Source organism: Burkholderia sp. JP2-270 (assembly GCF_003233675.1).
GTDB lineage: Bacteria > Pseudomonadota > Gammaproteobacteria > Burkholderiales > Burkholderiaceae > Burkholderia > Burkholderia pyrrocinia_C.
The window spans coordinates 48,315-72,178 of record NZ_CP029828.1; the positions used below are offsets into that span (position 1 = coordinate 48,315).

General features: G+C 61.7%; 20 protein-coding genes and 6 pseudogenes. 9 read left to right on the plus strand and 17 right to left on the minus strand.

The features are described 5' to 3' along the window. The first annotated feature begins 37 nt into the window (after nt 1-37). Both DM992_RS39530 and DM992_RS39535 read left to right on the plus strand, forming a co-directional pair. Nucleotides 38-931, plus strand: coding sequence for a transporter (locus DM992_RS39530; protein ID WP_239511576.1), 894 nt, complete (start codon nt 38-40; stop codon nt 929-931). A gap of 82 nt (nt 932-1,013) precedes the next feature. Continuing rightward, complete coding sequence (locus tag DM992_RS39535) at nt 1,014-2,060, plus strand: carbon-nitrogen hydrolase family protein (protein ID WP_111021711.1); 1,047 nt, start codon at nt 1,014-1,016, stop codon at nt 2,058-2,060. Between the two features lie 19 nt (nt 2,061-2,079). Here the strand turns inward: DM992_RS39535 and DM992_RS43290 are convergent. Then, a pseudogene (locus DM992_RS43290) lies at nt 2,080-2,172 on the minus strand (integrase core domain-containing protein); the annotation flags it as partial. Between the two features lie 442 nt (nt 2,173-2,614). Here DM992_RS43290 and DM992_RS39545 point away from each other — a divergent pair. The 3 genes from DM992_RS39545 (at nt 2,615) to DM992_RS39555 (ending at nt 7,916) form a co-directional block, all read left to right on the plus strand. Then, nucleotides 2,615-4,294 carry a phage integrase family protein gene (locus tag DM992_RS39545; protein WP_111021713.1) on the plus strand — a complete coding sequence of 560 codons (1,680 nt, stop codon included), beginning with the start codon at nt 2,615-2,617 and terminating at the stop codon, nt 4,292-4,294. Further along, nucleotides 4,291-7,272, plus strand: a complete 2,982-nt coding sequence (locus tag DM992_RS39550) for a Tn3 family transposase (protein WP_111021714.1) — start codon at nt 4,291-4,293, stop codon at nt 7,270-7,272. The genes DM992_RS39545 and DM992_RS39550 overlap by 4 nt, the downstream gene beginning before the upstream one ends. Nucleotides 7,273-7,646: 374 nt before the next feature. Next, complete coding sequence (locus tag DM992_RS39555) at nt 7,647-7,916, plus strand: hypothetical protein (RefSeq protein WP_111021715.1); 270 nt, start codon at nt 7,647-7,649, stop codon at nt 7,914-7,916. 46 nt (nt 7,917-7,962) lie between these two features. Here the strand turns inward: DM992_RS39555 and DM992_RS39560 are convergent, their stop codons facing one another. The 5 genes and pseudogenes from DM992_RS39560 to DM992_RS39580 all read right to left on the minus strand — a co-directional run. Further along, nucleotides 7,963-8,631 (minus strand): GAD-like domain-containing protein, encoded by a 669-nt coding sequence (locus tag DM992_RS39560; RefSeq protein WP_111021716.1) that lies wholly within the window; start codon nt 8,629-8,631, stop codon nt 7,963-7,965. 12 nt (nt 8,632-8,643) lie between these two features. Further along, nucleotides 8,644-9,930: a polymorphic toxin type 15 domain-containing protein gene (locus DM992_RS39565; RefSeq protein ID WP_111021717.1), complete on the minus strand. Its 1,287-nt coding sequence runs from the start codon at nt 9,928-9,930 to the stop codon at nt 8,644-8,646. Further along, complete coding sequence (locus tag DM992_RS39570) at nt 9,915-10,928, minus strand: DUF2169 domain-containing protein (RefSeq protein ID WP_111021718.1); 1,014 nt, start codon at nt 10,926-10,928, stop codon at nt 9,915-9,917. Before DM992_RS39570 ends, DM992_RS39565 begins: the two co-directional genes overlap by 16 nt. A 164-nt stretch (nt 10,929-11,092) precedes the next feature. Continuing rightward, nucleotides 11,093-11,794 (minus strand): SUMF1/EgtB/PvdO family nonheme iron enzyme, encoded by a 702-nt coding sequence (locus tag DM992_RS39575; protein ID WP_111021719.1) that lies wholly within the window; start codon nt 11,792-11,794, stop codon nt 11,093-11,095. Between the two features lie 293 nt (nt 11,795-12,087). Further along, nucleotides 12,088-12,300, minus strand: a pseudogene (locus DM992_RS39580) (transposase); the annotation flags it as partial. A gap of 117 nt (nt 12,301-12,417) precedes the next feature. Here DM992_RS39580 and DM992_RS39585 point away from each other — a divergent pair. After that, nucleotides 12,418-12,615 (plus strand): annotated as a pseudogene (locus DM992_RS39585) (hypothetical protein); the annotation flags it as partial. 191 nt (nt 12,616-12,806) lie between these two features. Continuing rightward, a complete protein-coding gene (locus DM992_RS42140; protein ID WP_162631869.1) occupies nt 12,807-12,980 on the plus strand; it encodes a hypothetical protein in 174 nt (57 codons plus the stop codon). Nucleotides 12,981-13,011: 31 nt separating this feature from the next. Here the strand turns inward: DM992_RS42140 and DM992_RS39590 are convergent, their stop codons facing one another. The 7 genes and pseudogenes from DM992_RS39590 to DM992_RS39620 all read right to left on the minus strand — a co-directional run bounded on the left by DM992_RS39590 (nt 13,012) and on the right by DM992_RS39620 (nt 18,231). Further along, on the minus strand, nt 13,012-13,449 hold the full coding sequence (locus DM992_RS39590) for a flavodoxin domain-containing protein (protein WP_239511577.1): 438 nt from the start codon (nt 13,447-13,449) through the stop codon (nt 13,012-13,014). A 283-nt stretch (nt 13,450-13,732) separates the two neighbouring features. Beyond that, complete coding sequence (locus tag DM992_RS39595) at nt 13,733-14,275, minus strand: Hsp20/alpha crystallin family protein (RefSeq protein WP_111021721.1); 543 nt, start codon at nt 14,273-14,275, stop codon at nt 13,733-13,735. Nucleotides 14,276-14,491: 216 nt separating this feature from the next. Continuing rightward, a complete protein-coding gene (locus DM992_RS39600) occupies nt 14,492-14,968 on the minus strand; it encodes a universal stress protein (protein WP_111021722.1) in 477 nt (158 codons plus the stop codon). 97 nt (nt 14,969-15,065) lie between these two features. Continuing rightward, nucleotides 15,066-15,497: pseudogene (locus tag DM992_RS39605) on the minus strand (helix-hairpin-helix domain-containing protein); the annotation flags it as partial. Nucleotides 15,498-15,639: 142 nt separating this feature from the next. Next, nucleotides 15,640-16,956, minus strand: coding sequence for an erythromycin esterase family protein (locus DM992_RS39610; RefSeq protein ID WP_111021724.1), 1,317 nt, complete (start codon nt 16,954-16,956; stop codon nt 15,640-15,642). Nucleotides 16,957-17,052: 96 nt separating this feature from the next. Then, nucleotides 17,053-17,766, minus strand: a complete 714-nt coding sequence (locus DM992_RS39615) for a phosphoribosyltransferase (RefSeq protein WP_111021725.1) — start codon at nt 17,764-17,766, stop codon at nt 17,053-17,055. An 85-nt stretch (nt 17,767-17,851) separates the two neighbouring features. Next, nucleotides 17,852-18,231: pseudogene (locus DM992_RS39620) on the minus strand (hypothetical protein). Between the two features lie 564 nt (nt 18,232-18,795). Between DM992_RS39620 and DM992_RS39630 the strand changes: the two are divergent. Beyond that, nucleotides 18,796-19,092: pseudogene (locus DM992_RS39630) on the plus strand (ribonucleotide reductase-like protein); the annotation flags it as partial. A 105-nt stretch (nt 19,093-19,197) separates the two neighbouring features. Here the strand turns inward: DM992_RS39630 and ftsH are convergent. Genes ftsH through DM992_RS43295 form a run of 4 tightly spaced genes read right to left on the minus strand, consistent with a single transcriptional unit; the run spans nt 19,198 to nt 22,266 of the window. Continuing rightward, a complete protein-coding gene (ftsH, locus tag DM992_RS39635; protein WP_111021727.1) occupies nt 19,198-21,105 on the minus strand; it encodes an ATP-dependent zinc metalloprotease FtsH in 1,908 nt (635 codons plus the stop codon). A gap of 33 nt (nt 21,106-21,138) precedes the next feature. Next, entirely contained in the window at nt 21,139-21,648 is a 510-nt protein-coding gene (locus DM992_RS39640) for a BCAM0308 family protein (RefSeq protein WP_111021728.1), read from the minus strand. 39 nt (nt 21,649-21,687) lie between these two features. Beyond that, nucleotides 21,688-22,089, minus strand: coding sequence for a BON domain-containing protein (locus tag DM992_RS39645; protein ID WP_239511578.1), 402 nt, complete (start codon nt 22,087-22,089; stop codon nt 21,688-21,690). 24 nt (nt 22,090-22,113) lie between these two features. After that, nucleotides 22,114-22,266 carry a BON domain-containing protein gene (locus DM992_RS43295; RefSeq protein WP_239511579.1) on the minus strand — a complete coding sequence of 51 codons (153 nt, stop codon included), beginning with the start codon at nt 22,264-22,266 and terminating at the stop codon, nt 22,114-22,116. Between the two features lie 460 nt (nt 22,267-22,726). Between DM992_RS43295 and DM992_RS39655 the strand changes: the two genes are divergently transcribed. Continuing rightward, nucleotides 22,727-23,863 (plus strand): ABC transporter permease, encoded by a 1,137-nt coding sequence (locus DM992_RS39655; RefSeq protein WP_111021729.1) that lies wholly within the window; start codon nt 22,727-22,729, stop codon nt 23,861-23,863. The last annotated feature ends 1 nt before the right edge of the window (nt 23,864 follow it).

The window sequence follows — 23,864 nt, forward strand, 5'->3', positions numbered from 1 at the left end:
GTTCATTCCACCACACTATTTAGATACCGAATAAATCATGAATCGCAAAGATACAACATTGTGTTCAATGCTCAAGATTATTACCGCAGCCTTAGTCATGCTTAGTTATGGGGAGGCAATGGCATTGGAGACTGCACCCGGAGACTACGAACCGTTGCCACCGAATAGCAACGCACTCCTGCTCTACGGTCAGTATGCTCAAAGCACGGATTTTTACGCGAGCGGCAACAAGGTCTCAAGCAATTTCCGATTCCACTCGGAGATCGGCATTCTTCGCTACATTCACGCGTTCGCGCTGGCACCCAACGCAGTTATCGAGCCGCAGGCAATCCTGCCGTTCGGTCATCTGGCCGCTGGCGGCGACGCAAGTTTCCTTGGAAGCAATTCAGGCGTCGGCGATCTTATCCTGGGCGCTCCGGTGAAAGTCGTCATTAACCAGGCACACGATGTGTTGTCGCTCGGTCCTTATGTGTATTTTCCGACGGGGACCTACAACCAGAACAAGTCCCTTAACCTCGGTGCAAACCGCTGGCAATTGCTTCTCCAACTGGCGTACATCAAGCACTTCGCTGGTAACTGGGCCTGGGACAACATCGCGGATGTCGCTTTCAGTAGCGACAATAATCAGGCGGACTCGCTCGGGCAATCGAGCAGCAAGCGGCCACGATACGAGTTCCAGGAGTATCTGCGCTACAACGTGACGCCGACCACGACAGTCGGTGGCGGGTTCGGATACGTGCTCGGAGGCAGGGATTCCCTTGCGGGCCAGTTGCAATTCGATATGCAGCACGAGTTATATACGCGCATTTCGCTCACGCAATTCGTCGGCAAGAGCTGGCAGATTCAGGGCGAATTGGGTCGAGACATTTCCGCATCGCAGGGATTCAAAGAGAACTTGCGGATCAATCTTCGGTTAGCAAAGCTATTTTAGCCTTGGCAGTCGCCGCTTGACTTGCACAAGCCCCCTCTTGGAGCTTGTCCGCAGAGATCCTTTTCTTTTTATGAGGTTGGTAATGGCACTAAAGCATCCGACATACAAAGTAGCCGCAGTACAAGCCGCCCCCGTCTACCTGGACCTCGATGCCACGATCGACAAGACGATCGCCTACATTCACGAAGCGGCGGCCGCTGGAGCGAGACTGATCGCTTTCCCCGAAACCTGGCTGCCCGGATACCCGTGGTACATCTGGCTCAGCACGCCGGCATGGGCTATTGGCAAGGGATTTGTGCAGCGTTATTTCGATAACTCCCTCGCTTACGATAGCGCGGAAGCGGAGCGGATACGCGATGCAGCCAGAAAGAGCGGCATTACTGTTGTGCTAGGCCTGTCAGAACGAAGCGGCGGTAGTCTTTATATAGCGCAATGGCTGATTGGACCCGATGGCGAGACCATCGCGAAGCGGCGCAAGCTGAAGCCGACCCATGTCGAAAGGACCGTTTTCGGCGAGGGCGACGGAAGTGACCTTGCAGTGCATGATCTCGAACTCGGCAGGCTTGGCGCGCTATGTTGCTGGGAACATATTCAGCCACTGACCAAGTACGCAATGTACTCGCAAAACGAGCAGGTTCATGTCGGCGCATGGCCAAGTTTTTCCATGTACGAATTCGCATACTCGCTAGGTCCTGAGGTCAATAACGCTGCAAGTCAGATCTATGCGGTTGAAGGCTCGTGTTTTGTTGTCGCACCTTGCGCAGTCGTTTCGCCTGCAATGATCGAGACGTTATGCGACACGCCCGACAAGCGTGAGCTTATTCGAGCGGGCGGTGGGCACACTGTCATCTATGGACCTAATGGCATGCTCTTGAGCCAGAAATTAGCCGAGAGCGACGAGGGGCTCGTTTTCGCGGATATCGATCTCGGCTTGATTTCCGTCGCTAAGTCCGTCGCCGATCCCACCGGCCACTATGCCCGGCCGGACGTGACCCGCCTACTGTTCAACTCGAGCAGGTCAAGAGCGGTCGAACATTTCTCTTCGACAGAATATTTGCCTGAATCGCCCACGGCGAGCACTGATTCCACGGAAGAAAACGTTCCACCGATATCTGAGGATCGGGAGTGAACACCTGACACCAGCGCGCGCTCAGACACTCGTTACGGAAGCGCCCGTTGAAACTTTCGATGTAGGCGTTCAGCACGGGCTCGCCAAGACGAATGAATGATAGCGCTACGCCGCCCCCAGGCCCGTGCATCCAGCGCGTCGCCTGCGACTCCGGACCGTTGTCTGCGGTGACGGAAACGGATAGTTCACGCATCTCGCCAAGGCGCTGCGTACAGGCCTCAGGCGCAAGCCGGGCAACGAGGTGTCAACCTGGATGCCCGGCATTCCCGCGTGTAGTCGAAACTGATTGTGTCGCATTAAGACGAGGATGTCGATGCAAGGCGATTTTGTTAGGATTATTTACCAAAATATTGGATAAAACTGCTCGGTTGTCGATGGAGCGGGTGTGCGATTAAACAAAGGTCTTTTTTTAAAAATGGCGACACCTAATCATGCATCCCTATCGCTAACTCTTATTATCGATAAGATCGCATTTCTGGATGAAATTCCAGTTTTGGGAAACGCGTCACACCCAACCGGTACACCGCTGCCATTCCGTTGTCTATCATCTCTGGATGCCGAACGTTCCGCCGCCGCTACCCTTTCCCGATACCGCGTCCCTGTCCGCGCTGCGCGCGTGGTACGCGGGCGTTGGCTCGCGCGAAGCGGTCGAACGCTATTGTCCGCAGGCGCTCGAAGGCGGCCAGTCGGCGCGCGGCGTGATCGGACAGATTCGCCGGCAGCTCGCCGGTTTCGCCCTCAGCCGGCATCGGGCTGATCCGGCCCGGCTGTTCCAGTGCGCGGTGGGCGAACGGTCCCGTCACCGCAAGGCCGCGACCGTGGCGCTGGACATCCTGCCGACGCTTGAGGTCCCGCAACCGCAGGTGACCGATCCGATCGGTGCCTGGCTGCGACCTCGCGTCGTCCCCGTGCTGCATCAGCATGGCATCCGGACGCTGGCTGATCTGACCGTGCGTATCCCTCGTCGGCAGCGCTGGTGGCGCACGATTCCCGGACTCGGCGTGCGCAGTGCACGTCATATTGAAACCTTCTTTGCCGCTCACCCGGCGCTCACCGAGCGCGCCCGCGCGCTGATCGTGGTGGCGACGCCGGAACCCGTGGTGCCATGGGAAAACATCCTAGTGCCGTATGAAGTCGACGGCTCGCGCGGCACTTTCCGCGCGCCAAAGCGGATGTGCGTGCTCGGCGCCGATAATGACTATCAGGCGATCAGCGCCTGGCTCGAACGACACGAGGCGATTGAGACGCAGCGCGCCTATCGCCGGGAAGCCGAGCGCCTGCTGCTGTGGGCGCTCGTCGAGCGCGGCAAGGCGCTGTCGTCCCTTACCAGCGAGGACGCGACGGCCTATCGCGCCTTCCTGCGGCATCCCGCACCAAGGGCCCGCTGGGTCGCGCCGCCGCGACCGCGATCATCGCCCGAATGGCGTCCGTTCACGGGTGCGCTGTCGCCGGATTCCATCGCCTATGCGCTGTCGGTTCTGAGCGCAATGTTTCGTTGGCTGATCGAACAGCGTTACGTGCTCGCGAATCCGTTCGCCGGCCTCAGGGTGCGCGGCGCGCAGCGCAATGGCGAACTGGACATCTCGCGCGCCTTTACGGCCGGCGAATGGGAGCTGATCCGGACGATTGCCGATGGCCTCGAATGGTCGCACGGCTGGGCGCTTCCCGCCGCGCAGCGTCTGCGCTTTCTGCTCGATTTCGGTTACGCGACTGGCCTGCGTGCGGGCGAGTTGGTCAGCGTCACACTCGGTGGCATCGTAACCGGCGCGCGCGGCGAGCGGTGGCTTCACCTCACGGGTAAGGGGGCGAAAGCCGGCAAGGTGGTGCTGCCGCCGCTCGCGCGCTTTGCCCTGGACCAGTATCTGGTTCAGCGCGGTCTGCCCGTGAGCCCCGCACGCTGGGCACCGGATACGCCGCTGCTCGGCCATCTCGACGAACCTCGCGGCATCACCACGCCGCGCCTGAGGGAGGTGCTGCGCCGGTTCTTCCGGACCGCCGCCGACGCCATTCAGGCCGACCAGCCGGCACTCGCCGACAAGCTGCTCCGCGCGACGCCACACTGGCTGCGCCATACGCACGCGACACAGGCACTGGCCAACGGTGCGACGCTGACAACCGTGCGCGACAACCTGCGTCACGCGTCGATCACGACCACTTCGATCTACCTGGACGACGACGAAGTCCAGCGTACCCGGCAGATCGAGCGGATTTTTACGCGACGGCCGCCGGTATGAGCACCGTCCACGAGACCATCTATCCGGTGCTGCCTGCTGAGCCGGGCGCGGCGGAGCTGAAAGCGGCATTCACTCCGAGCGCCGCGGAAATCCGCTTTGTGCGTCGGCAATCCCGGCGGGAAGCCACCGCCGTCCTGATCATGGTGCAGCTGAAGCTGCTGCAGCGTCTCGGTTACTTTCCGATGCTCGCGGATGTGCCGCCCGTCATCATCGATCACATCCGGACGTTGATGCGGGCCCACACGTTGTCCCGGGCGGCGATCGCGCGGTACGACGTGTCTGGTACCCGCATCCGTCACCAGAAGCTGCTGCGCGGTTGGCTCGACATCCGGGCGTTCGATGCGAGTGAGGCGGCGTCGCTTACTGAACTCGCGTCGGCGGAAGCCCGGACAAAGGTCGAACTGCCTGACATCATCAACGTGCTGATCGAGGAACTGATCCGGCGCCGGTACGAACTGCCGCCGCTGGCGACGCTGCAGCGCATCGCCACGCAGGCGCGCAACGATCTCAACGAGGCGATCTATGCAGCCATCGCCGGCGCACTCGATGCAACACTCATCGAACGGATCGACGCGCTTCTCGTCGTGAAGGCCGGCAAGTCTGGTTGGGACGATCTGAAACAGGAGCCGAAGCGACCAGCCGCGCGGGCGATCGCCAGCTTCCTCAAACATATCAACGGGATCAGGAAACTGGCGGAAGGCTTGCCGGCGCCGCCGGCGATCCTGTCCGTCAGCAAGGGAGCCCAGCTGGTCACCGAGGCACGGGCGCTCGGAGTTTCGGAACTGCGTTCGCTCAAGGCGGCGAAGCAACATGCACTCGCGGTGCTGTTCATCCAGGCGCAGTTGCAGAAGGCACTTGATGACGTCGCCGAGATCTTCATCAAGGTCATGCGCAAGTTCGAGACCTACGCGAAGGTCCGGCTTCAAAAATATCAACTCGAACACACCGGCGTGCTGGAGGGACTGGTCGGGCAGTTCCGGGACGTCCTGCACATCCTCCAGGACGGAGACGTATTGGAGCGCAACCGGTTGCCGAAAATTCGCGAGACGCTCGGTGACCCGGCCGTAGCACTCGCCCAGTGCAACGAGCACATTGCCTATGCCGGCCAGTTCGACCTGCCGTTCATGCTCGTGCCGTACCGCAACCAGCGCTCGCTGCTGTTCCAGTGTCTGGACGTGCTGCCGTTGCGATCGAGTTCACAGGACCGCGCGCTGCTGGTCGCGCTCGCCTGGCTGCAAGGATTCCGGAACGCGCACCGCGAATACCTGCTGCTAACGGAGAACGACCTCGCGAACCTGCCGCTGGACTGGCTTCCAGAAAAATGGGAGCGTGCGGTATTCCCGCATGGCCGGAACAGCCGGATGCTGCACCGCCGGTTCTTCGAGCTGGCCGTCTTCAGCCAGATCATGCGCGAACTCAATTCCGGCGACCTCTACGTGGAGGGCAGCGACCGCTTCGACGATTATCGCGTGCATCAGGTCTCCGACGAGGAATTCCAGCGTGAACTGCCGCGTTACTGCGAGATTGTGGGCTTGCCCAAGGACGGCAAGGCATTCGCGAGAGACCTGCGCGATAAGCTGAATGCGGCGCTCGATGAGACCGATGCGAACTTCCCGGCGAACGACAGCATCGAGTTCGTCAATCAGGAACTCGTCATTCACAAGCCGGGCAAGGAGCCCGAGCCGCCGAACCGCACGTTGATCGATCAGGCCCTCACGGCATCAATGCCGCAGGTCAGCATCCTGGATCTGCTCACCGAAACCGAGCAGTGGCTCGACCTGCATAAACTGTTCGGCCCGCTGTCCGGGTTTGAAGCGAAGCTTGACGATCCGCGCAAGCGCTTCATCACGACGCTGTTCTGCTACGGCTGCAATCTCGGTCCCAGCCAGACGGCGCGCTCGGTGAAGGGTCTCAGTCGCAAGCAGGTCGCCTGGCTGAATCTGAAGCACGTCACCGAGGAGCGGCTCGACAAGGCGAACGTGAAGGTGATCAACGCGTATAACCAGTTCGCGTTACCGAAATACTGGGGCAGCGGCAAGCGCGCGTCGGCCGACGGCACCAAATGGAGCCTGTACGAGCAGAACCTGCTGTCCGAGTATCATGTCCGCTATGGTGGATACGGCGGGATCGGCTACTACCACGTGTCCGACATGTACATCGCGCTGTTCAGCCATTTCATTCCGTGTGGCGTTCACGAGGCCGTCTACATCCTCGACGGGCTGATCCGGAATGGCGCTGACATCAAGCCTGATACGATTCATGGCGATACGCAGGCACAAAGCGGTCCGGTGTTCGGCCTCTCATACGTGCTGAGCATCAATCTGATGCCGCGCATGCGCAACATCAGGGATCTCGTGCTGTACAAGGCGGACAAACGCCGCAAGTATGCGCACATCGACAGCCTGTGCCGCAGGGCGATAAACTGGGAACTGATCGAGCGGCACTATCCCGACATGATGCGCGTGGCGGTGTCCATCAAGGCGGGCAGGATGACACCCTCGGCGATCCTGCGCCGCCTCGGCTCGGAGAGCACGAAAAACAAGCTCTACTTCGCATTCCGGGAGTTGGGGCGCGTGATCCGCACGCTGTTCCTGCTGAAGTATCTCAATGATCCGGAGCTGCGCCGCACGATTCACGCGGCGACCAACAAGAGCGAGCAGTTTAACGATTTCGCGCAATGGCTAATGTTCGGCGGCGAAGGCGTCATCGCGGAAAACGTCCGGCACGAGCAGCGCAAGGTAATCAAGTACAACCACCTCGTCGCGAATATGGTGATCCTGTACAACGTGCAGTGGATGTCGCGAAAACTGAAAGAGCTGCAGCAGAAGGGGCATCCGGTCGACGCCGAGGTGCTCAAGGTGCTATCGCCGTACCGGCGGGAGCATATCAACCGGCTCGGGGACTACCTGCTTGACCTCCTGCGACCCGTTCCGCCGCTCGATCCGACCATCGATTTTGCATTCAAATCAGCAGCTTAGGCCGAGATGTGGCGGATTTTTAGCGAATCCCGGCCGGACCTCAAACACGCCAGTGCAAGGTGATGTTTGAGCGACAGCCAACGGACCTGGTCGGCCGGCAAGGGTAACAACTGCGCCTTGCTCAACGGACGGCGGCCGCGGTTTCCACTTTTTCTCACTGCATACCTCTGCTTTCTCTCACGAATACATTTCGTTGGCCTCGCTCGGCGGTACAGCCAACTCCGAATCCGCTCGCGAACCCATGCCTACGGCGCATTTGCGGCACTATACGACACATCGCGACGGCCGGCACCGACCGGACGTAACGTCTACCGTGGACACCTCACGGTACACCGGGCCTCGACCCAGGCTTCAGCCGGAAAGTATTGAGGCCCTTGAAGCTCCGCCGCGAGCCGCGTTTTGCGGAGCTGCACCGTCAGGCGATCTCGCGCTACGAGCCAATCGGCAGCGTTGCCGGCCCTTACGACGTCGTGCGCGGCATCGAGCGCACAGAGTACGTTGCCAATCGCCTGATCGCCGCGGTTGTCGCCACGGTGATGGTCCCGCCACACCCTGAAGCGGTCGCCTACCACGTCGAGCGCGTCGGCGAAGCGATGCAAGTTCATGGCGAGTCGAGTGTCAGTAGAGCGTCGAACGCAAAATGAGGCGGTAGTGCACGACGCCTACGTTCACGAAACCAGCACAATCGTGCTACAGCAATCCAGCATCCCGAGCATCTTGCGCAATGTCTCGCATTACTTGCAGTTCCGTAACCTGAGACAAAATATCCAGGTGGATATGCGCGTCGAGCTTTTGAAGCCGCTCGAGCGCCGGTGTCCCGCCCAACGCGAGCGCTGGCACAAACCCATACATCGTGGTGTGATCGAGAGGCCCCAACTTTTCTAGCGCGCGCTCGAAAAGCGGAGCTTTTTCGCTATCCAGCAGATCAAACATCTCTTTGCTGGCCGTACTAAAGAAGAGCTGGATGGTTAGATCCGGGCCATCCTCTCGGTACTCCTCCTCATCGAAAGACGGAAAAATCATACCGTACGGTGTGGTGACCTTCAGCGACTGTCCAGTATTCTCGCCCCACAGGATCAGCCCGCCAAAAGCCGTACGCGCTATTACGTAATATGCATCGTGCTCCATGAATTGGGTCTCGCCAATCCACGCCTCCAGCTCATCTTCCCATTCGTCCGGATCGACGGTCCACAGCAACCCCTTGCCATAACCACACCACCCGTACTCCTGCCAGTAATCCAGAAGTATATTTGGCAACTTGCCTCGGAATTTCTCGATCTTTTCAGCTGGCACGTCGCGCCGATCGATTGCCGGTCCGAATTCCTTGTACCCCAAGAAATTCTCCATGAACTTATCCATTGCGCTTCCTCACTATTGGCATCGCTTGAGCTTGGCGTTAATTTTAGTGCCCCCTCGCTCCGCTTCTGGGACTTTTTTCGCCGCGTCATCAAGCTCAGCTACACGATCCTTCCACTGCGATCCGATAGACGAGTTTGCGCCGCGGTCGCCCATCATGGTGACGACATCCTTACCGCCTGCGATCATGTCCGGATTATGCAGCACTGCCAGTGTCTTCATCCGTTCAGCCGCCATCGCTTTGGCTTGCTCCGCGGCGGCCTCTCCTGCAATACCCTGTTTGCTCAGCGCCTTTTCGAACTTGGACGTCAACTCGGCCGAGTACGCGGCTCTCGCCTGTTCCTGCGCGGCGCCAGTGCCCGCGCGCCCAATCTCTTGGTAGCGCGCTCGCCCTTCCAGATACTCCTTCACGCTCAGGTCGTTCAAGCCCTTTTCCTGCTCGAGCAGCTGACGCTCATACTCCTTCGGATCGCCTTTCGCGTTCTTCTTGAAGCACTTCACCAAGTGCTCCTTCATCCGCTTCAGCTTGACCTTGAGGCCGTCTTTGCCCTTCTCGGCCGCCTCGCCCTCCTCCTTCAATTTCCGAAGTCGTTCCGCTTCCGCTTGGGCTTTCTTGGCCTCTTCGGCATCCTTCGCCAACTTGGCTGCCTTCGCAGCCTCTTCAGCCTCTTTCGCCACCTTGGCCGCTTTGGCTGCCTCTTCTGCTACATGTGCCCCCTTAGCGAGGCCCACAGCACCTTTCGCGATCTTGCCTGCCGTGGTCACCACTTTCCCGCCTGGGATCATGCTCGCAGCGGATAGCCCGGCCTCGACCATATCGCCTTCGGCCGCGTAAATCCCCGCGTCCACCGCCCCAGTCACAACGGAGAGTCCTGGCACAAAACTCGCAACGCCTAGCACGCCGTGTACCCACGGACTCGCCGCGCCCCACCAGCCTTCTTCCTTGGGGGTCTCCGGCTTGACGGGTGGGTTGCTGCTGCCGCTCGGCTTGCCGCCCTCGATCGATGCGCTCGGGGCAGACTGTGTCACATAGATGCCCGGGCAATTCCCGCCATTGAGGGTACACGGATCGCCTTCACGAATGACCGGCTTGCCCGTGATCCGCACCGTTCTAGAGCCCTTCACCGGCTTGACCTCGCCACTCACGGTCCCGCTCTTCACACCGTTGCAGGATCCGGCGGCATCCCCTTTGCAGCTCGGCTGCGTGCTCTGACTGAGCACGTAGGCCGGATCGCCGTTGAAGCGCACGTTCGGTACCGTGCCCATGCTGCTCGACAAATCCTCGGTCACTGGGTACGGCAACGGGGGCGTGCTGCTGCCGACCGGTGTCTTGTTGATGGACGGCGCCGTTGAAACCGCCTTGAACGCGCTGTCCTTACGAGCCCCGAGGTGATTAGCCGTGCGCCCCCCTCTCGCCGTGCGAGGTCGCGGACGCCATCACGTCGACGTCGCCACGCTCGACCATGCGCAGTTCGAGGGCTCGTACGCCGGGTTGCTTGGCCAGCGTTGCTCCTCCACACGCACGACACTTCGCGCCGCTCGGGATCGATCAGCACGGTGTCGAGTCGCACCTCCAACTCACCAATACTCCCGTTTTCGAACCGTACCAACGCAAACGGAAGATGTCCGGGCAGGTTCAATGTCAATGTGACATTGCCAGCGGCGTCCTTCGTGGAACACGGCGTAGTCGGCGCACACAAATTCACCAGCTCGATCTGTTCATCACCTCGCAGCGCATCCACCTGCTGATCTGGCCATGCCGCATTCCAGACTGCAAAATCAAAATCCTTCGGTACCGGCGCGTCGCTTTCGATGAACGCGCGATCGATGGTTCCCACCAGCTTCGCGCGCTCGGGATGCCCTTTCGGCCGGACACCGAACCCAGCGACGAGTGGCACCGATTCAGCGAGCTTTCCAACGCGAGCCGAATCGAAGTCCCTCAAGGTAATGGGCCACGCCGAATATTCAATTTGCGGCGCGGCAACCGCGTTGATGCCTGTTGCCTCCAAATACCAGTCGCGTACGAATCCCTGTCCAGAGACGTTGGCTGAGAACGCATCATGGGCGATCGGGGCGCGGGGCGCGTCGGGATGGGCACCGGCCTGCTCCGGGGTCAATCGTTGCTTCTTTGCGACCCGATCGGCCGCCTTATCGCCCGTCTCAATACGACATTGACCGCCGAACGCATGCTCCAAGTTAGCCTGAATATCGCGTGCTGGCTCCGGAGACGTTAATTGCCATGCCTGTTGATGTCCACGCAGAACTGACCCACCGGGGATGCGGTGGAAATCAACACCCATAGCTTCAAGGTAGCGGACGCCTCCAATCAGAGCCTCGGTAGATGAGCTAGATTGCGGATGTTCCCTCGGTCGCGTCGCTACCTGATGTGCTTCAACAGCCCGCTGTCGGGCAAGCTCCAGATTTGTCCAACACTGCTGGTCGGCAAAGCCGGTTGTGCGCGCGATTACCCATCACGAGCGTCAATCGATCGGGCAACCCGAAAGCCAAGATCATCGATTGCAAATGTCGGATGGCTACGACGTCGATTCGTAGCAAGGCAGCCTCGTTCGGCATCAGCCCAACCACCGCCACGAAACACGCGATACGAACCATAGACTTCCGGGTCGTATAGATCGGCGCACCACTCCCAAACATTTCCTAGCGTGTCGAAAAGCCCCCAGTCATTTGCTCGCTTTTGACCCACCTCATGCGATTGGCCCCCCGAGTTTTCTCTATACCAGGCTATATCGGAGAGTTTGCCGTATCTCGGACCATTTGTTCCGGCGCGGCAAGCGTACTCCCATTCAGCTTCGGTGGGCAGGCGATAGCCGTTACTTTCTGGGACAAGAGAAGCCCCCGTTCCATCGCCATGAAATTCATAACAGTCGAGAAGGCCGGCCGCCTTTGAAAGCATGTTGCAGAACTGGGCGGCATCAATCCAGGATACGTTGACTACTGGACATTGCTCGGCGACATATGACGATGGCCATTGTCCGGTTGCCGCAGCATATTGCGCCTGAGTGACGGGATAGCGGCCGATCAAAAAATGCGGTAGGTCGACAGACCATCTACGGCCAATTCTGTCGTCCCTCAATGCAATCGTTCCTGCGGGAACGCGTATCGTTTGTATATCGAGTGTTTCAGACAGATGTTCCATTTTCTTCATGACAATAGATACAGCGTCAAAGGCCTCCAATATAGTATCTCACAGGGCTTGCCTCGCATTAACGGAAGCAGCATGAGTGGGTAGGGAGGTGCGCCAAAACGAAGGATGCGTTGGATCAAAAGCGCGCGCGTTCGATAGCCGGGCGAAGCTGACGTCGCACGAGCAACTGTTGTATGTTGAAAGCCGCCATAGTGGTCGAGCTGGGTCAACGGGCTGAAGTGGGTCGGCAGCGGAAGTTCGGCGGCCGGCGCCACCGCGGGCGACCGTCCACCAACTTCGAGCTTCCGGATTCCTGTCTTCAAGCCGAGCAATGCTTGAACCACTGCATCGCTGTACAGCCGCGGACGGCCACGTGTGGGCTCGGTGTCCGGCACGTTCGCAAGAACATCATCGTCAATCCACATGGTGATGTTGCCTCGATTGATCAGGCCGGCGTTGTACGTCGTCCAGTTCCTGACGCGGTACTTCGACTTTGGCTCTTGCGTCGTGCCCTTGTCCTTGCGCATGTTCTCGCACGCAAAGATCGAGAATCTACGCATGAACCCGATTTGTTAACAGAGGCATCGCTCGGCCTGTGGCGCGTAAACGTCACGTCGGCAAGCCGGATTAATGCAACAACGCCACAACGCGCCCTCGAAAATATCGAAGCTGGTCGAGATCAACCGATCGAAGTGGGCCAGTTGCGTCGAATCGCTCCCACTCATATGGAAGGTATCAACTTGCGCGGCACCTTCAATTTCCCAGTGGCGCTCTATGCGAAGCGGATCCTGCCGAGTACCGTGGCCGACAACGCCATCGCATCATCCAGTCAGCGAGCCTAACAAGGAGGCCTTTCGTGCCTACTTGCACAGCAGCTGGCGATGGTGGAATTTCGGGCCGAAACAACCTGCCGACAATGACCAGCGACATTCAAGCAAGGGGAAGACAGTATCGCTGTGATTTATATAGATATTTGTTTGGGGCCGCAAGGCAAAGCCTTACTGTGCCTAAAGGCGGTTGATCGGAAAAATACGTGGAAATCAAGGGCACCCCGGCGCATCGCGCCATCCCGAGGGCGTCGATGACGAGCCCAGCTCGTTCCCGATCCGAAGCGCTCGGCACCATGACGGAGCGACGCTTCCTCAATCCGTATTGCCACAGTTTCATCCGCGTCGCGATCGCGGTACCGTGCGTGCGTGTCGCATGAGCGAGCGTTTTTGGCCGCGCTTACGCATGCATCAGCGCGTGGCGGTCAACGCGACCGACTCCGCCAGCTTGCGTGCGGCCCGCTCGGCAAACGCCGCCAGAATCGTGCTGGCCTGGCCGTGTAGCGTTTCGCGTGGCGTAACGTGGCATTCGGCCAGCGGCGACTTTCGCGCGAGCATCCGCATTTGCGCCAAAGCCGATTCCGCACTGCGTTGTGCGAAACTGCAGAAGCATGCAACGTGAGGCAAGCGCCGCCAATTCGCTTCGAGATAAGCCCGCACCGGCGACGATACGCAACCCGCCCAGACAGGGGACCCGATCACCACGAGATCGTATGCGGACGGATCTCGCTTCGGCGCGACGATTTCCGCTGGTTTCCGGTTGACTGCCTCGACGAGCGAGCGCAGATATCCAAACGGGCCCAAGCGCCCGCGCGTCACAATGATTTCCTCGACGTCGGCGTCGAGCATCGCCGCCAATGCGGACGCGGCCCGGCGGGTCGTGCCGGTTCGCGAATAGAACACGACAAGTACCTTTTCGGAATTCATGCGCCCTCCTTTCTGCACGTGAGCCGCGGGCGTGCATGCACCGCCTGAATTCAAGCGTCCGATCGTGATCTACAGGTTCAAGCGCACATGCGCTGTTAGCGTGATGGGGGCAACCCCCGGCCGTGATCGGGCAGCGCAAAACAAAACGGAATTCATCGGCTTCGGCATCCGCCGACATGCACCGACGGATGCGTGCCGAGCTGTATCATTTCACCCTGACTTCGATCTTCTTCTCGGCCTTGCGAGCTTCCAACGTCTTCGGCAGCGTGACCGTCAGCACGCCCTTCTGGAACGATGCCTCGATCTTGTTTCTGTCAACACCATCGGGCATCTGGAAGTTGCGCTCGAACGAACCGAAGCGACGCTCGTGGACGTAGTAGTCCTTGTGCTGCTCCTCCTTCTCTTCCTGCTTCTCGCCGCGAATCGATAAGCCACCGTTCGCGAGCTTGACTTCGATATCCTTCTCGTTGAGCCCCGGCAGTTCGGCGGTGATTTCGTATGACTTGTCGGTCTCCGCGAAGTCGACCGCGGGCTCGGCCACCAGTTCGCGGTCGCGGTGCCGGAAAGGCTCCAGTCCAAAGACGGAGTGCCTCGCCGACGCCATGCCCGCGCGGCGATTGAAATCGTCGAAGAGCCGGTCCATCTCGTGCCGCAGCGCTTCGATAGGATGCCAGTACGGCGCCATCAGCGAGCGCTCCGCGCTCTCCTCTGGCTTCTTGACCGGCAGTTTGGTAGATGAATCATTCATCTCGCACCTCCTTCGCATCAGTGACGCACTCATTCTCGGTTGGCCGGGGCCGTGGTTGTTGATGGAGATCAACGCTCAGGGGCGACGGGCCGGCCGCCCATCCGCGAGCAAGCAGCGCACGACACGTTACGGTCGTTGGCCCGGGGCAATCCGCGCGCAGCGCCGGCAATTGGAGCGTTCGAGTTCCGGGGGCAGGACTCGCGACGTGGATACGTCCTACGTCATTTTCGCGGCCGCGCCTGACGCGTCGTCGCCGCATACCAGCAGAACCGGGCAATGCGATGTACGCACGAAGCGCTCCGCGACGCTGCCGATGACCAGGCGTCTGATACCGCGGCGTCCGTGGGTGCCGATCACAGCCAGATCGATTGCATGCTCGTCGACATAGCGCTGCAGGCGTTGCGCGACATCCTCGCCGATGCCCTCGCTTTCGATCAGTTCCGCCTCACCGCTTACCGCCGCGCGTGCGATGGCGTGCTCGGCCTCACGCAGCACCGCCGTGCCGTCACGTCGGAGCTCGTCGATCAGCTCGTTGGGATCGATTCGGCCCGCGTAAGTAAACAGAACCGATTTGTCGACGACGTACACCGCGAACAAGTGAGCGCCGCAAAGCTTCGCCAGCTTCAATCCTTCCTCGAACACGCGCTTCGACGGATCGCTACCGTCGAGGGCAACCATGATCTTCGTGTACATGCGAACCTCGCGGGATAATGGGCCGTGCGCTTGGGCGACGACCGGTTTCGGTACCATCATCGGCTTCGATGGGGCTTGAGCGTTGATTTCGGTCAAGAGTCTTGGGGCCAAAACCCGGAATCTCGTGTACCTGCCCGCTTTCCGCGGCCCGCTTCAACTGCTCGAGCGTTTCGACGTGCAGCGCGTCGTGGAGTGCCTTCACGCGCTTGGGACCAAGGCGCGGCACGTCGAGCAGTTCGAGCAGTTCGAGCATCGCGGGTGACAGCGCGCGGCGCAGCTGTTGTTGCAGTTCGCACGTTCCCGTCGACACGATCTCGCGCAGCTTCGCGGCAAGATTGACCCCAATCGTCGGGATCGCATCCAGGTCATCGCCATGCGCAACCATGGTCGCGATATTGCGACCGTAGCCGGCTACCGTACGCGCAGCATTGCGATAGGCACGCATGCGAAAGGGATTGGTGCCCTGGATGGCGAGCGGGTCCGCGATCTCGGAGAAGACGGCGGCGCAATCGGAGTTGTGAATCGCCACGTTTCTGATCCTTGCTGCGCGTGGTGAGCGGTATGGCACCCTTACCCGAAGATCGAACCGGTCGTATCCGAATCAGGCTCAACTACACGGCGGCCTCCGGATCACATGACGCAACGAGACGCATAGGTCGCCAACATCCGTGCTAAAACGCCTCTGCGCTCCTCTCCCGACTATGCCACCCCGCCGACGGTTCGAGCGGCTCAACCGCACTGGTCTCGTCGAGGTGAAAGAGCGCGTCGAACTGGGACGCGAGCGCGGCTTCGAAATAGTGGCTCTGCCGCTCCGTCTGCGGCAGGTACAGCACGCCGATCGCGCGTTCCAGCAAGGGTTCGTCGAGCGTGCGCGAACTGTCGCCCTGCATGGGCAGAAAGAAGCGATCGTAACCCGTGGTGTGGAACAGATGTTCCCAGCTGTCGTGTAGCGCAGGACGCACCCATTTCTGCTCGACCTCGCCGTCCCATCGAGAAGCCGCCGAAACATGCCCGGTGTACGTCGTGAATCCGACCAGCAGCGCCCGATTTCGCGCATTTTCTCGTACGATCTGACCGAGATTCCACTCCCCGCGACGCCGCGATTCCGTTGCGCGCGCATCGCCGAGATGCGAATTGTGTGCCCAGACGACAACCTTGCCGCTGCCGCCGCGGCGCACGCGATAGCGGGTCAGCGCGAACAGCGTGCCGGCCATGTGGGCATCGCGCAGGTTCCACGTATTCATCCGGCTTCCGAACATGCCACGATAGTACGCTTCGGCGTTGACAACCACCTGCGCATTCTGCTCCGCGAAGAACTGCGCATCGAGTACGTCGGTACCGTCGCGCGACAGATAGTCGAACTGGTCAGCTCGCAACTGCAGAAGCTGTCGCACCGCGCCGGCCTGAGCGGCAGGCCGTGCTCCGACCGCGGCCGCATAACCATAGGCCTGCGGCTCCCGGACATGGTCAAGCGCTGCGTAGCGCGCACGCGCGAGCGCAGCCTCTGCCGGGTCCAGATCTTCAAGGTAGCGAATCACCGCGTCCGCGGAACGGTAGAGACTGTAAAGATCGAGGCCATAAACGCCCACTCGGTTCTGCCGCGGCCGAATGACGTTGATTCCGCGCAGCGCAGCAATGAAGTCTCGTACCTCCCGATTACGCCACATCCAGACAGGGAAACGCTCGAAATCGCCAAGCGCCGACGAGGCGTGGTCGGTGCCGTCGCCTTGCACAAAGCGATCGATTCGCCACGCGTCGGGCCAGTCTCCTTCAATGGCGACCGCGTCGAAGCCTTGCTCGGCGATCAGCCGCAGGGTGATTTCCCCGCGCATGCGGTAGAATTCGGCCGTGCCGTGCGTGGCCTCACCGAGCAGAATCAGGTCACGGCCGCGTGCCATTTCCAGAAGTGCGTCGTAGTCGGTGCTGTCCCCGTTCATACGTTGACCGAGCGCGCGAACGGCAAGGAATGGTGTTTTCGGTGGCTGCATGATGCATTTCCTCCATGCGAAATGCGGTTGTGGCACGCCCGATCGGCGGACAGGCGTAGGGCTTCGGTTCGCACGACATGCCGGCAGAAACGCCGATCAAGGCGTGCCGCCGCCCGGCGCAGCAGCACGCATGCTTCCGTCGTCGCCGCCCACGGCACCACGTTGGCGGTTCCGCACCTCGGCGAAGCAGCGTCGCACCTCCTCGTCGCTCGTCTGCGAAAAGTCGGTGTAGAACTGGCTGATGCTCATGAATCTGGCCGGCAGCAGCACGCAGATGAATTCATCTGCAATCAACTCGAAACGGGTTTCCGCCCCGGCCGGGCACACGGGCACCGCGACGACAATCCGCTTCGGGCGCCGACTGCGCAGTGCATCAAGGGCCGCTTGCATCGTTGACCCCGTCGCCATGCCGTCGTCCACGACGATTACGAACTTTCCTTCGACCGCGGCAGGCTGCTGCTGCCCGCGGTAGGCCGACTCCCGGTGTCGAAGGGCGATGCGTTCGCGTGCGACGGTCTCGAGAAGCTGTTGCTCGGTTACGGGAATGTGACGTAGTGCGGACTCGTTGAGGTAAAGTGCGTCGCCCGTCGCGATTGCCCCGATCGCAAGCTCCGGATTGAGCGGTGCCCCGAGCTTGCGTACGACGAGCACGTCCAGCGGGCACTGCAAGGCGCGCGCCACCTCATAGCCAACCGGCACACCTCCGCGCGGCAATGCCAGCACCACGACATCGCTGCGGCCACGATAGCGCTCAAGTGCCGCGGCGAGCTGCCTGCCCGCATCGGTACGATTCCGAAAGATGCCATTCATGGTTAAACGAGATGCCCCATCCTCGCGATGCGGGAAGCGCAAAGTGCAGAGCGGCGCGGATGCAATTCACGACACGGTTCTGCGTTCAAGATGACCGGATATTCAGCCAGCGCCCGAACCAGCCAACGGCAAGGCGCGTCACTTCGTCGAGCGCGCGGGGTTCCTCGAACAGGTGTGTCGCACCCGCCACGATTGCGATGCGATGCTCGCACGTCAGTTGCCCGGCGGCCTTTTGATTCACCTGATCACTTCCGTGTCGAGTTCGCCCACGATCAGCAGTGTGGGTAGCAGCGTGGCGAAACCTGCGCGCTGCAGACCTGCCGCTACCTGCCGATTGCGCGGACTAAAGCGGCGGCCGCCGCTGCCATGCACGAACACGACAACCGCGCCGGCGTCATCGGGAATTTCCAGAATCCCGTCAAGCGTCACATAGTCGACGGGAATCTCTATGCGCAGCGTTTGCATCCATCGCCCCTGACGTCATCACGGTCCACAACGGGTACCCCCGCGATAGCTTCGCAGGGCATAGCCCGCGCGATCACGCGTCGCGTCTGCGTCAGTCTGCCCGGACCTCGGTCTTCGTCCTGGCCTCGCGGGCTTCCGACCACTTCGGCAGCATGATCGTCAACACGCCCTTCCGGAGCGACGCCTGCAACTCGTTGCTGTCGACACCGGCGGGCATCGGAAAGTAGCACTCGAACGAACCGACGCTACGCCCGCGGATGCGTTAGTCCCGGTGCCTCATTCTCTTCCTGCTTCTCGCCGCGAATCGACCAACCGCCGTTGGCGTGCCTGACGTGCCGCCGCGCTTCGACTGGATGCGATCGCGGCGCCACTATCGAATGCTCCGTGCTCTCCTGCGGCTGCCTGACGAAAGTTGGCGGGACGATCCGTTCATGTCGTACCTCCTTCCCGTCACTGACGCACTCATTCTCGATTGGCAGGGATCGCGGCACTTGATGGAGATCAACGCTCGGGATGGAGAGACGGGACACGCATCTGGCGATGCATGCGGCCGCGCGCAACGCTTCGCGCTCGTTGACCCACGTGCTGACGATGCGCGAACATGCGTTTGCCGCATCGGCCGCGCTTGCCGACGAGCGCGGCGTGCTCCCGGCCTACGATCCGGCCGCCTATCTGACCGGCCCCGCGTACCGCATGCTCCTGCCGCTGAAGGTGCACCACGCGATCGCGCGACACGGGCTGCGCAACAACCATATGCTGTCGTTCCCACCGGCCGGCAGCGTGAGCCTCGCGTTCTGCGACAACTGTTCGAACGGGATCGAGCCGGCCGTCGGCTGGACGCAGCGTCGCATGGTGCGCACCGTGCGCAAGCGCGACGGCCCGGTCTGCATCGGCTGCTGACAGAGACGATGGCCGGCGGCAGGCGTCCGGTGCACCGCCGGCGATCGTTCATTCGCACTTCAGACTTCAGGCGGAGGCGCCCGTGATCGTTTCCGTGTCAGCTTCCGCCGGCCGGGGCGTCTCCTCGGCTTCGTCCGGCGGCGTGATGAGCGCCATCAGCATGTCGTGATCGATCGACTCGTGCTGCAGCAAGCACCGTGCAATCCGTTCGAGCGCATCGCGGTGTTCGCCGAGAGTCGCCGCGACCCGCGCATGCGCGCCCTCAAGCAGCGCACGCACCTCCTCGTCGATCAGTTGCGCCGTGTGTTCGCTGCAACGGCCGTCGCCCGGCGTCCACACGCCGGGCGCTCCGCCCTTCGATGCTGCGTCGTCGAACGTCGCCAGGCCGATCTTGTCGCTCATCCCGTACTGCATGACCATGTGCCGGGCGAGCGCGGTCGCCCGCTCGAGATCGTTCTGTGCGCCGGTCGACACGTCGCCAAACACGATTTCCTCGGCCACCCGCCCGCCGAGCAATACGTCGAGCCGGTCGAGCAATTCGCTCCTGCGCAGCACGTAGCGATCCTCGGTCGGCACCTGCTGCGTATAGCCGAGTGCCGCGATGCCGCGCGGGATGATCGACAGCTTCTTCACCGGATCGCAGTGCGCGCGGCTTTGCGCGACGAGCGCGTGGCCCGATTCGTGATACGCGATGGTGCGCTTCTCCTGCTCGTTCATCACGCGGCTCTTGCGCTCCATGCCCGTCATCGCGCGATCGATCGCCTCGTCGAAGTCGGCCATCCCGATCGACGGTTTGCCGAGTTCGGCCGCATGCAGCGCGGCCTCGTTGACGACATTCGCGAGATCGGCACCGACAAATCCCGGCGTGCGCGATGCCAGCTCGGCCAGATCGACTTCGGGGGCAAGCTTCACGCGCTTCGTATGCACGGCCAGAATCTGCTTGCGTCCGTTCAGGTCCGGCCGGTCGATCGCGATGTGCCGGTCGAAACGTCCGGGGCGCAGCAGCGCGGGATCCAGGATCTCCGGCCGGTTGGTCGCAGCCATGATGATGACGCCCGAATTGGCCTGGAAGCCGTCCATTTCGACGAGCAGCTGGTTCAGCGTCTGCTCGCGCTCGTCGTTGCCCGACATCAGGCCGACACCGCGCGCCTTGCCGAGCGCATCGAGTTCGTCGATGAACACGATGCACGGCGCCTTCTGCTGCGCCTGCTCGAACAGGTCGCGCACGCGGGCCGCGCCGACGCCGACGAACATCTCGACGAATGCCGAGCCGCTGATCGAGAAGAACGGCACCGCCGCCTCGCCGGCCACCGCACGCGCGAGCAGCGTCTTGCCGGTGCCCGGCGCGCCGACGATCAGCACGCCCTTCGGAATCTTGCCACCGAGCCGCTGATAGCGTTCCGGGTTGCGCAAGAATGCGACGATCTGCTGCAACTCGGCCTTCGCCTCGTCAATGCCCGCGATGTCGTCGAACGTGATGCCGGTTTCCTGCTGCACATACACGCGGGCCTGGCTTTTACCCATGCCGCCCAGATCCCTTATCCCGCCCGGCCTGCGCATCATGAAGCTCCAGATCACGGCGAAACCGATCAACGGGACGATCCACGTCGCGAGCGTCCCGATCCAGCCCGTATCCGCCGCGCCACGATAGCGAATCTCGGCAGTCGTCAGCGACGTAACCAGTCCGTCGTCGGTCACCCGGTTCGTCGAGAAGCGCCACGGCGGTCCGGCCCTCTTGACGGAAGCCGCGTCGGAAGCGGGCAGTGCGTCGCCGGCTTCCGGCATGCGCAGCGTGCCCGAGATCGACGACTGGCCGATTTCCAAATCGTCCACGAGCCGCGCGTCGACCAGTCGGTGAAAGTCGCTGTACGAAATCGACGTGGAAGCCGGCTGATGCATCAGCAACTGGATCGCGACCAGCACAGCGAACGCGATCGGGATCAGCAGCCCGAAGTAGTCGAATAACTTTTTCATGGAATCGAGGCTACCCGGCAGGCAACCGTCCTCTCACGCATCGTCGCGCTTCCACTGCGCGCGCAGCACGTCCTCGCCGTCGCGATAGTTGAGCGCCAGCTCGCCGTGATGCGCATGCAGCAACGCTTCGCCCAGCCGTCGCACCATATGCACGCCCGTCGTATGGACGACGAGCGCATCGGCAGACTTCTCGATTTCCATGATGCGTTCGAGCGCGTGCTCTCTCGTCTCCAGATCGGCCTGATGCTCGAGTAGCTCGAGAATAGTCGACCGGTGCGCGCGCAGGTACGCGCCGTGCAACACTAGCTCGCCCGCCGGCACGTTTTCCCGCATGCGCTTGCAGGCCGGGCATTCGAGCTGCCGCCGGTCGAGCGGGGTCGCGTACCAGGTCCAGCGGCCCTCGTCGCAGACGGCGCCGCAGCCTTCGCAGATCCTGTTGCCCGTGGGCCGCCTCGGTTCGCGGTAACTGTCCTTCGTATGCGGCTGCATGCGCTTGTCCCGGCGCACGTAGTTTCGGCCGGGGCCGGTATGCGAACGGTTCATGGCTGCTTCTCCTGGTAGTAGACAGCGCGGGCAAGCCGGTCAGGCAACGGTCAGCCGGTCGACGACCTCCCGCCCCCTCTCACCGAGCAACGCGACCGTGCCCGTCAACGTGACGATGCAGTCGGCCGCTTCGATCGAAATTCCCGCAGATTCACGCTGCGCGCGGCGCGCCAGCACTTCGGCGACCCGCGCGCCGATGTCGGGCACCGTGTGGTCCGTACGCGCCCGGATACGGTTCGCCACGCCGACGACGCCGATCATCCGGCTCACCACGGCATCCGCCGCGCGGCTCTGGAACGCATGGTCAACCTCGACGCGAATCTTGTGATCGCGCAATGCTTCCTGCCAGCCGAGCGCGAACGTGATCGCGATCGCCAGTTCGCGATCCGCGCACCCGTTCTCCGGCGGGGCGACGTTCAGCTCGAGCACCAGCGCGCGCACATCGGCGACATGCAGCTCCGATTTCTACGCCTCGAGCTTCTGCGCCCGGCTGCCTACCGTGCCGCGCAACGTGACGATCCGGTCGCGGACGTCAACGTCGATCCGGCGCGCGTCGATCGCCGGATTCCAGAACAGCGCCTGCTCGACGTCCTGCTTGAGTGCTGCGTCTGACTTCATGTCGGTTTCCCGTCGGCCGGCGCCGATCGCGAAGCCTGCGACCGGATGCGCACCGCACTGCAGCCAGCATCGCGCACAGCGGCGCCAGCGGCTTGACGAGGATCAATCAACGGCGGGCTTGCGCGACGCATGCCGCTTGCGGTGCGAGCCGATTTTGTCCGTTGATACAGATCAACGCTGCAACGGCGAGCGACGCGACCATGGTGGCAGACGTTGCGAAGCGCCCGCCCCGGGAGACCATCATGATCCGCAAACAGTACCGAATCGTTCTGGCGACGCTCAGCGTGTCTATCGCGATTGCGTCGCTGGTCGAGCAGCGTGCACGGGATGCTGTTCGACGAGCAAGTGTTCCGGCCCTCGATCGCCACGCTGATCTCGAGCATCCTCGTGTTCGTCGTGCTGCTGAACCTCGGTCCGGGCAAGCGCTCGTGACACGCGCGGCACCGTTGCGCTCTCCATCATGAATGGCATCCTGAAACTCGCGTTCAAGCTGCTCGTCAACGACAGCGCGAAATTCACCGCGCTGACCGTCGGCATCACGTTCTCGGTGCTGCTGATGATCGAGATGACGTCGCTGTTCGCCGGGATCCTGAACAAGTCGTCGGCGTCCGTCATCAATATCGGCGCGAAGGTCTGGGTGATGGACCCGGCCGTAAAGACGATCGCGAACAGCATCGGGATGCCCGGTTACGTGCTCGACGCCGTGCGGAGCATCGACGGCGTCAAGTATGCGGTTCCGCTCTATTCCGGCGTCGCGCTCGTCAAGCTGCGCTCCGGCACCTATCAGGCCGTGACGGTTATCGGCCTCGACGACGCGAGCCTGCTCGGCCGCCCGACGATGCTGCAGGGCCGCATCGAGGACATCTACGCGGAGAACGGCTTCATCGCGATCCAGGACCCCGAGTTTGCCAAGCTCGAGAACCCGATCATCGGCACCGATTTCGAGCTGAACGATCACCGCGGCGTGATCGTCGGCATCGCGAAGGTCGCCGCGAGCGGCCTGTTCGGCACGCCAACGCTCTACACCACGTACGCACGCGCGATCCGCTACATTCCGTCGCCACGCTTCACGACCTCTTACATCCTCGTCGAGCCGAAGTCGGATGCGGACATCGCTCACATCAAGGCGGTCGTCCGCTCGCTCGGCTACCTCGCGTATACGCGAGACGAATTCATCGCGCAGATCGCGCGCTTCTACAAGTACGAGACGGGGCTCGGCACCAACATCATGCTGATGACGATCATCAGCTTCATTATCGGCCTGTCGATTTCCGGCCAGACGTTCTATGCGTTCATCCTCGAGAACCTGGACAAGTTCGGTGCACTGAAGGCGATCGGCGCGAAGAGTCGCGAGCTCGTCGCGATGATCCTGTTCCAGGCGACGTTCACCGCGCTGACCGGCTACGGCATCGGCGTCGGGCTGTGCGTGCTGATGATCACGCTCGCGAAACTGCGGATCCCCGACTATGCGGCGCTCATTACGTACGGCAACCTGTCGATCGCGTTCGGGATGGTGGTGGTGATCGCGACGATCTCGAGCTATCTCGGCGTGCGCCGCGTGCTGCGCATCGAGCCGTTCGACATTTTCCGGGGCTAAC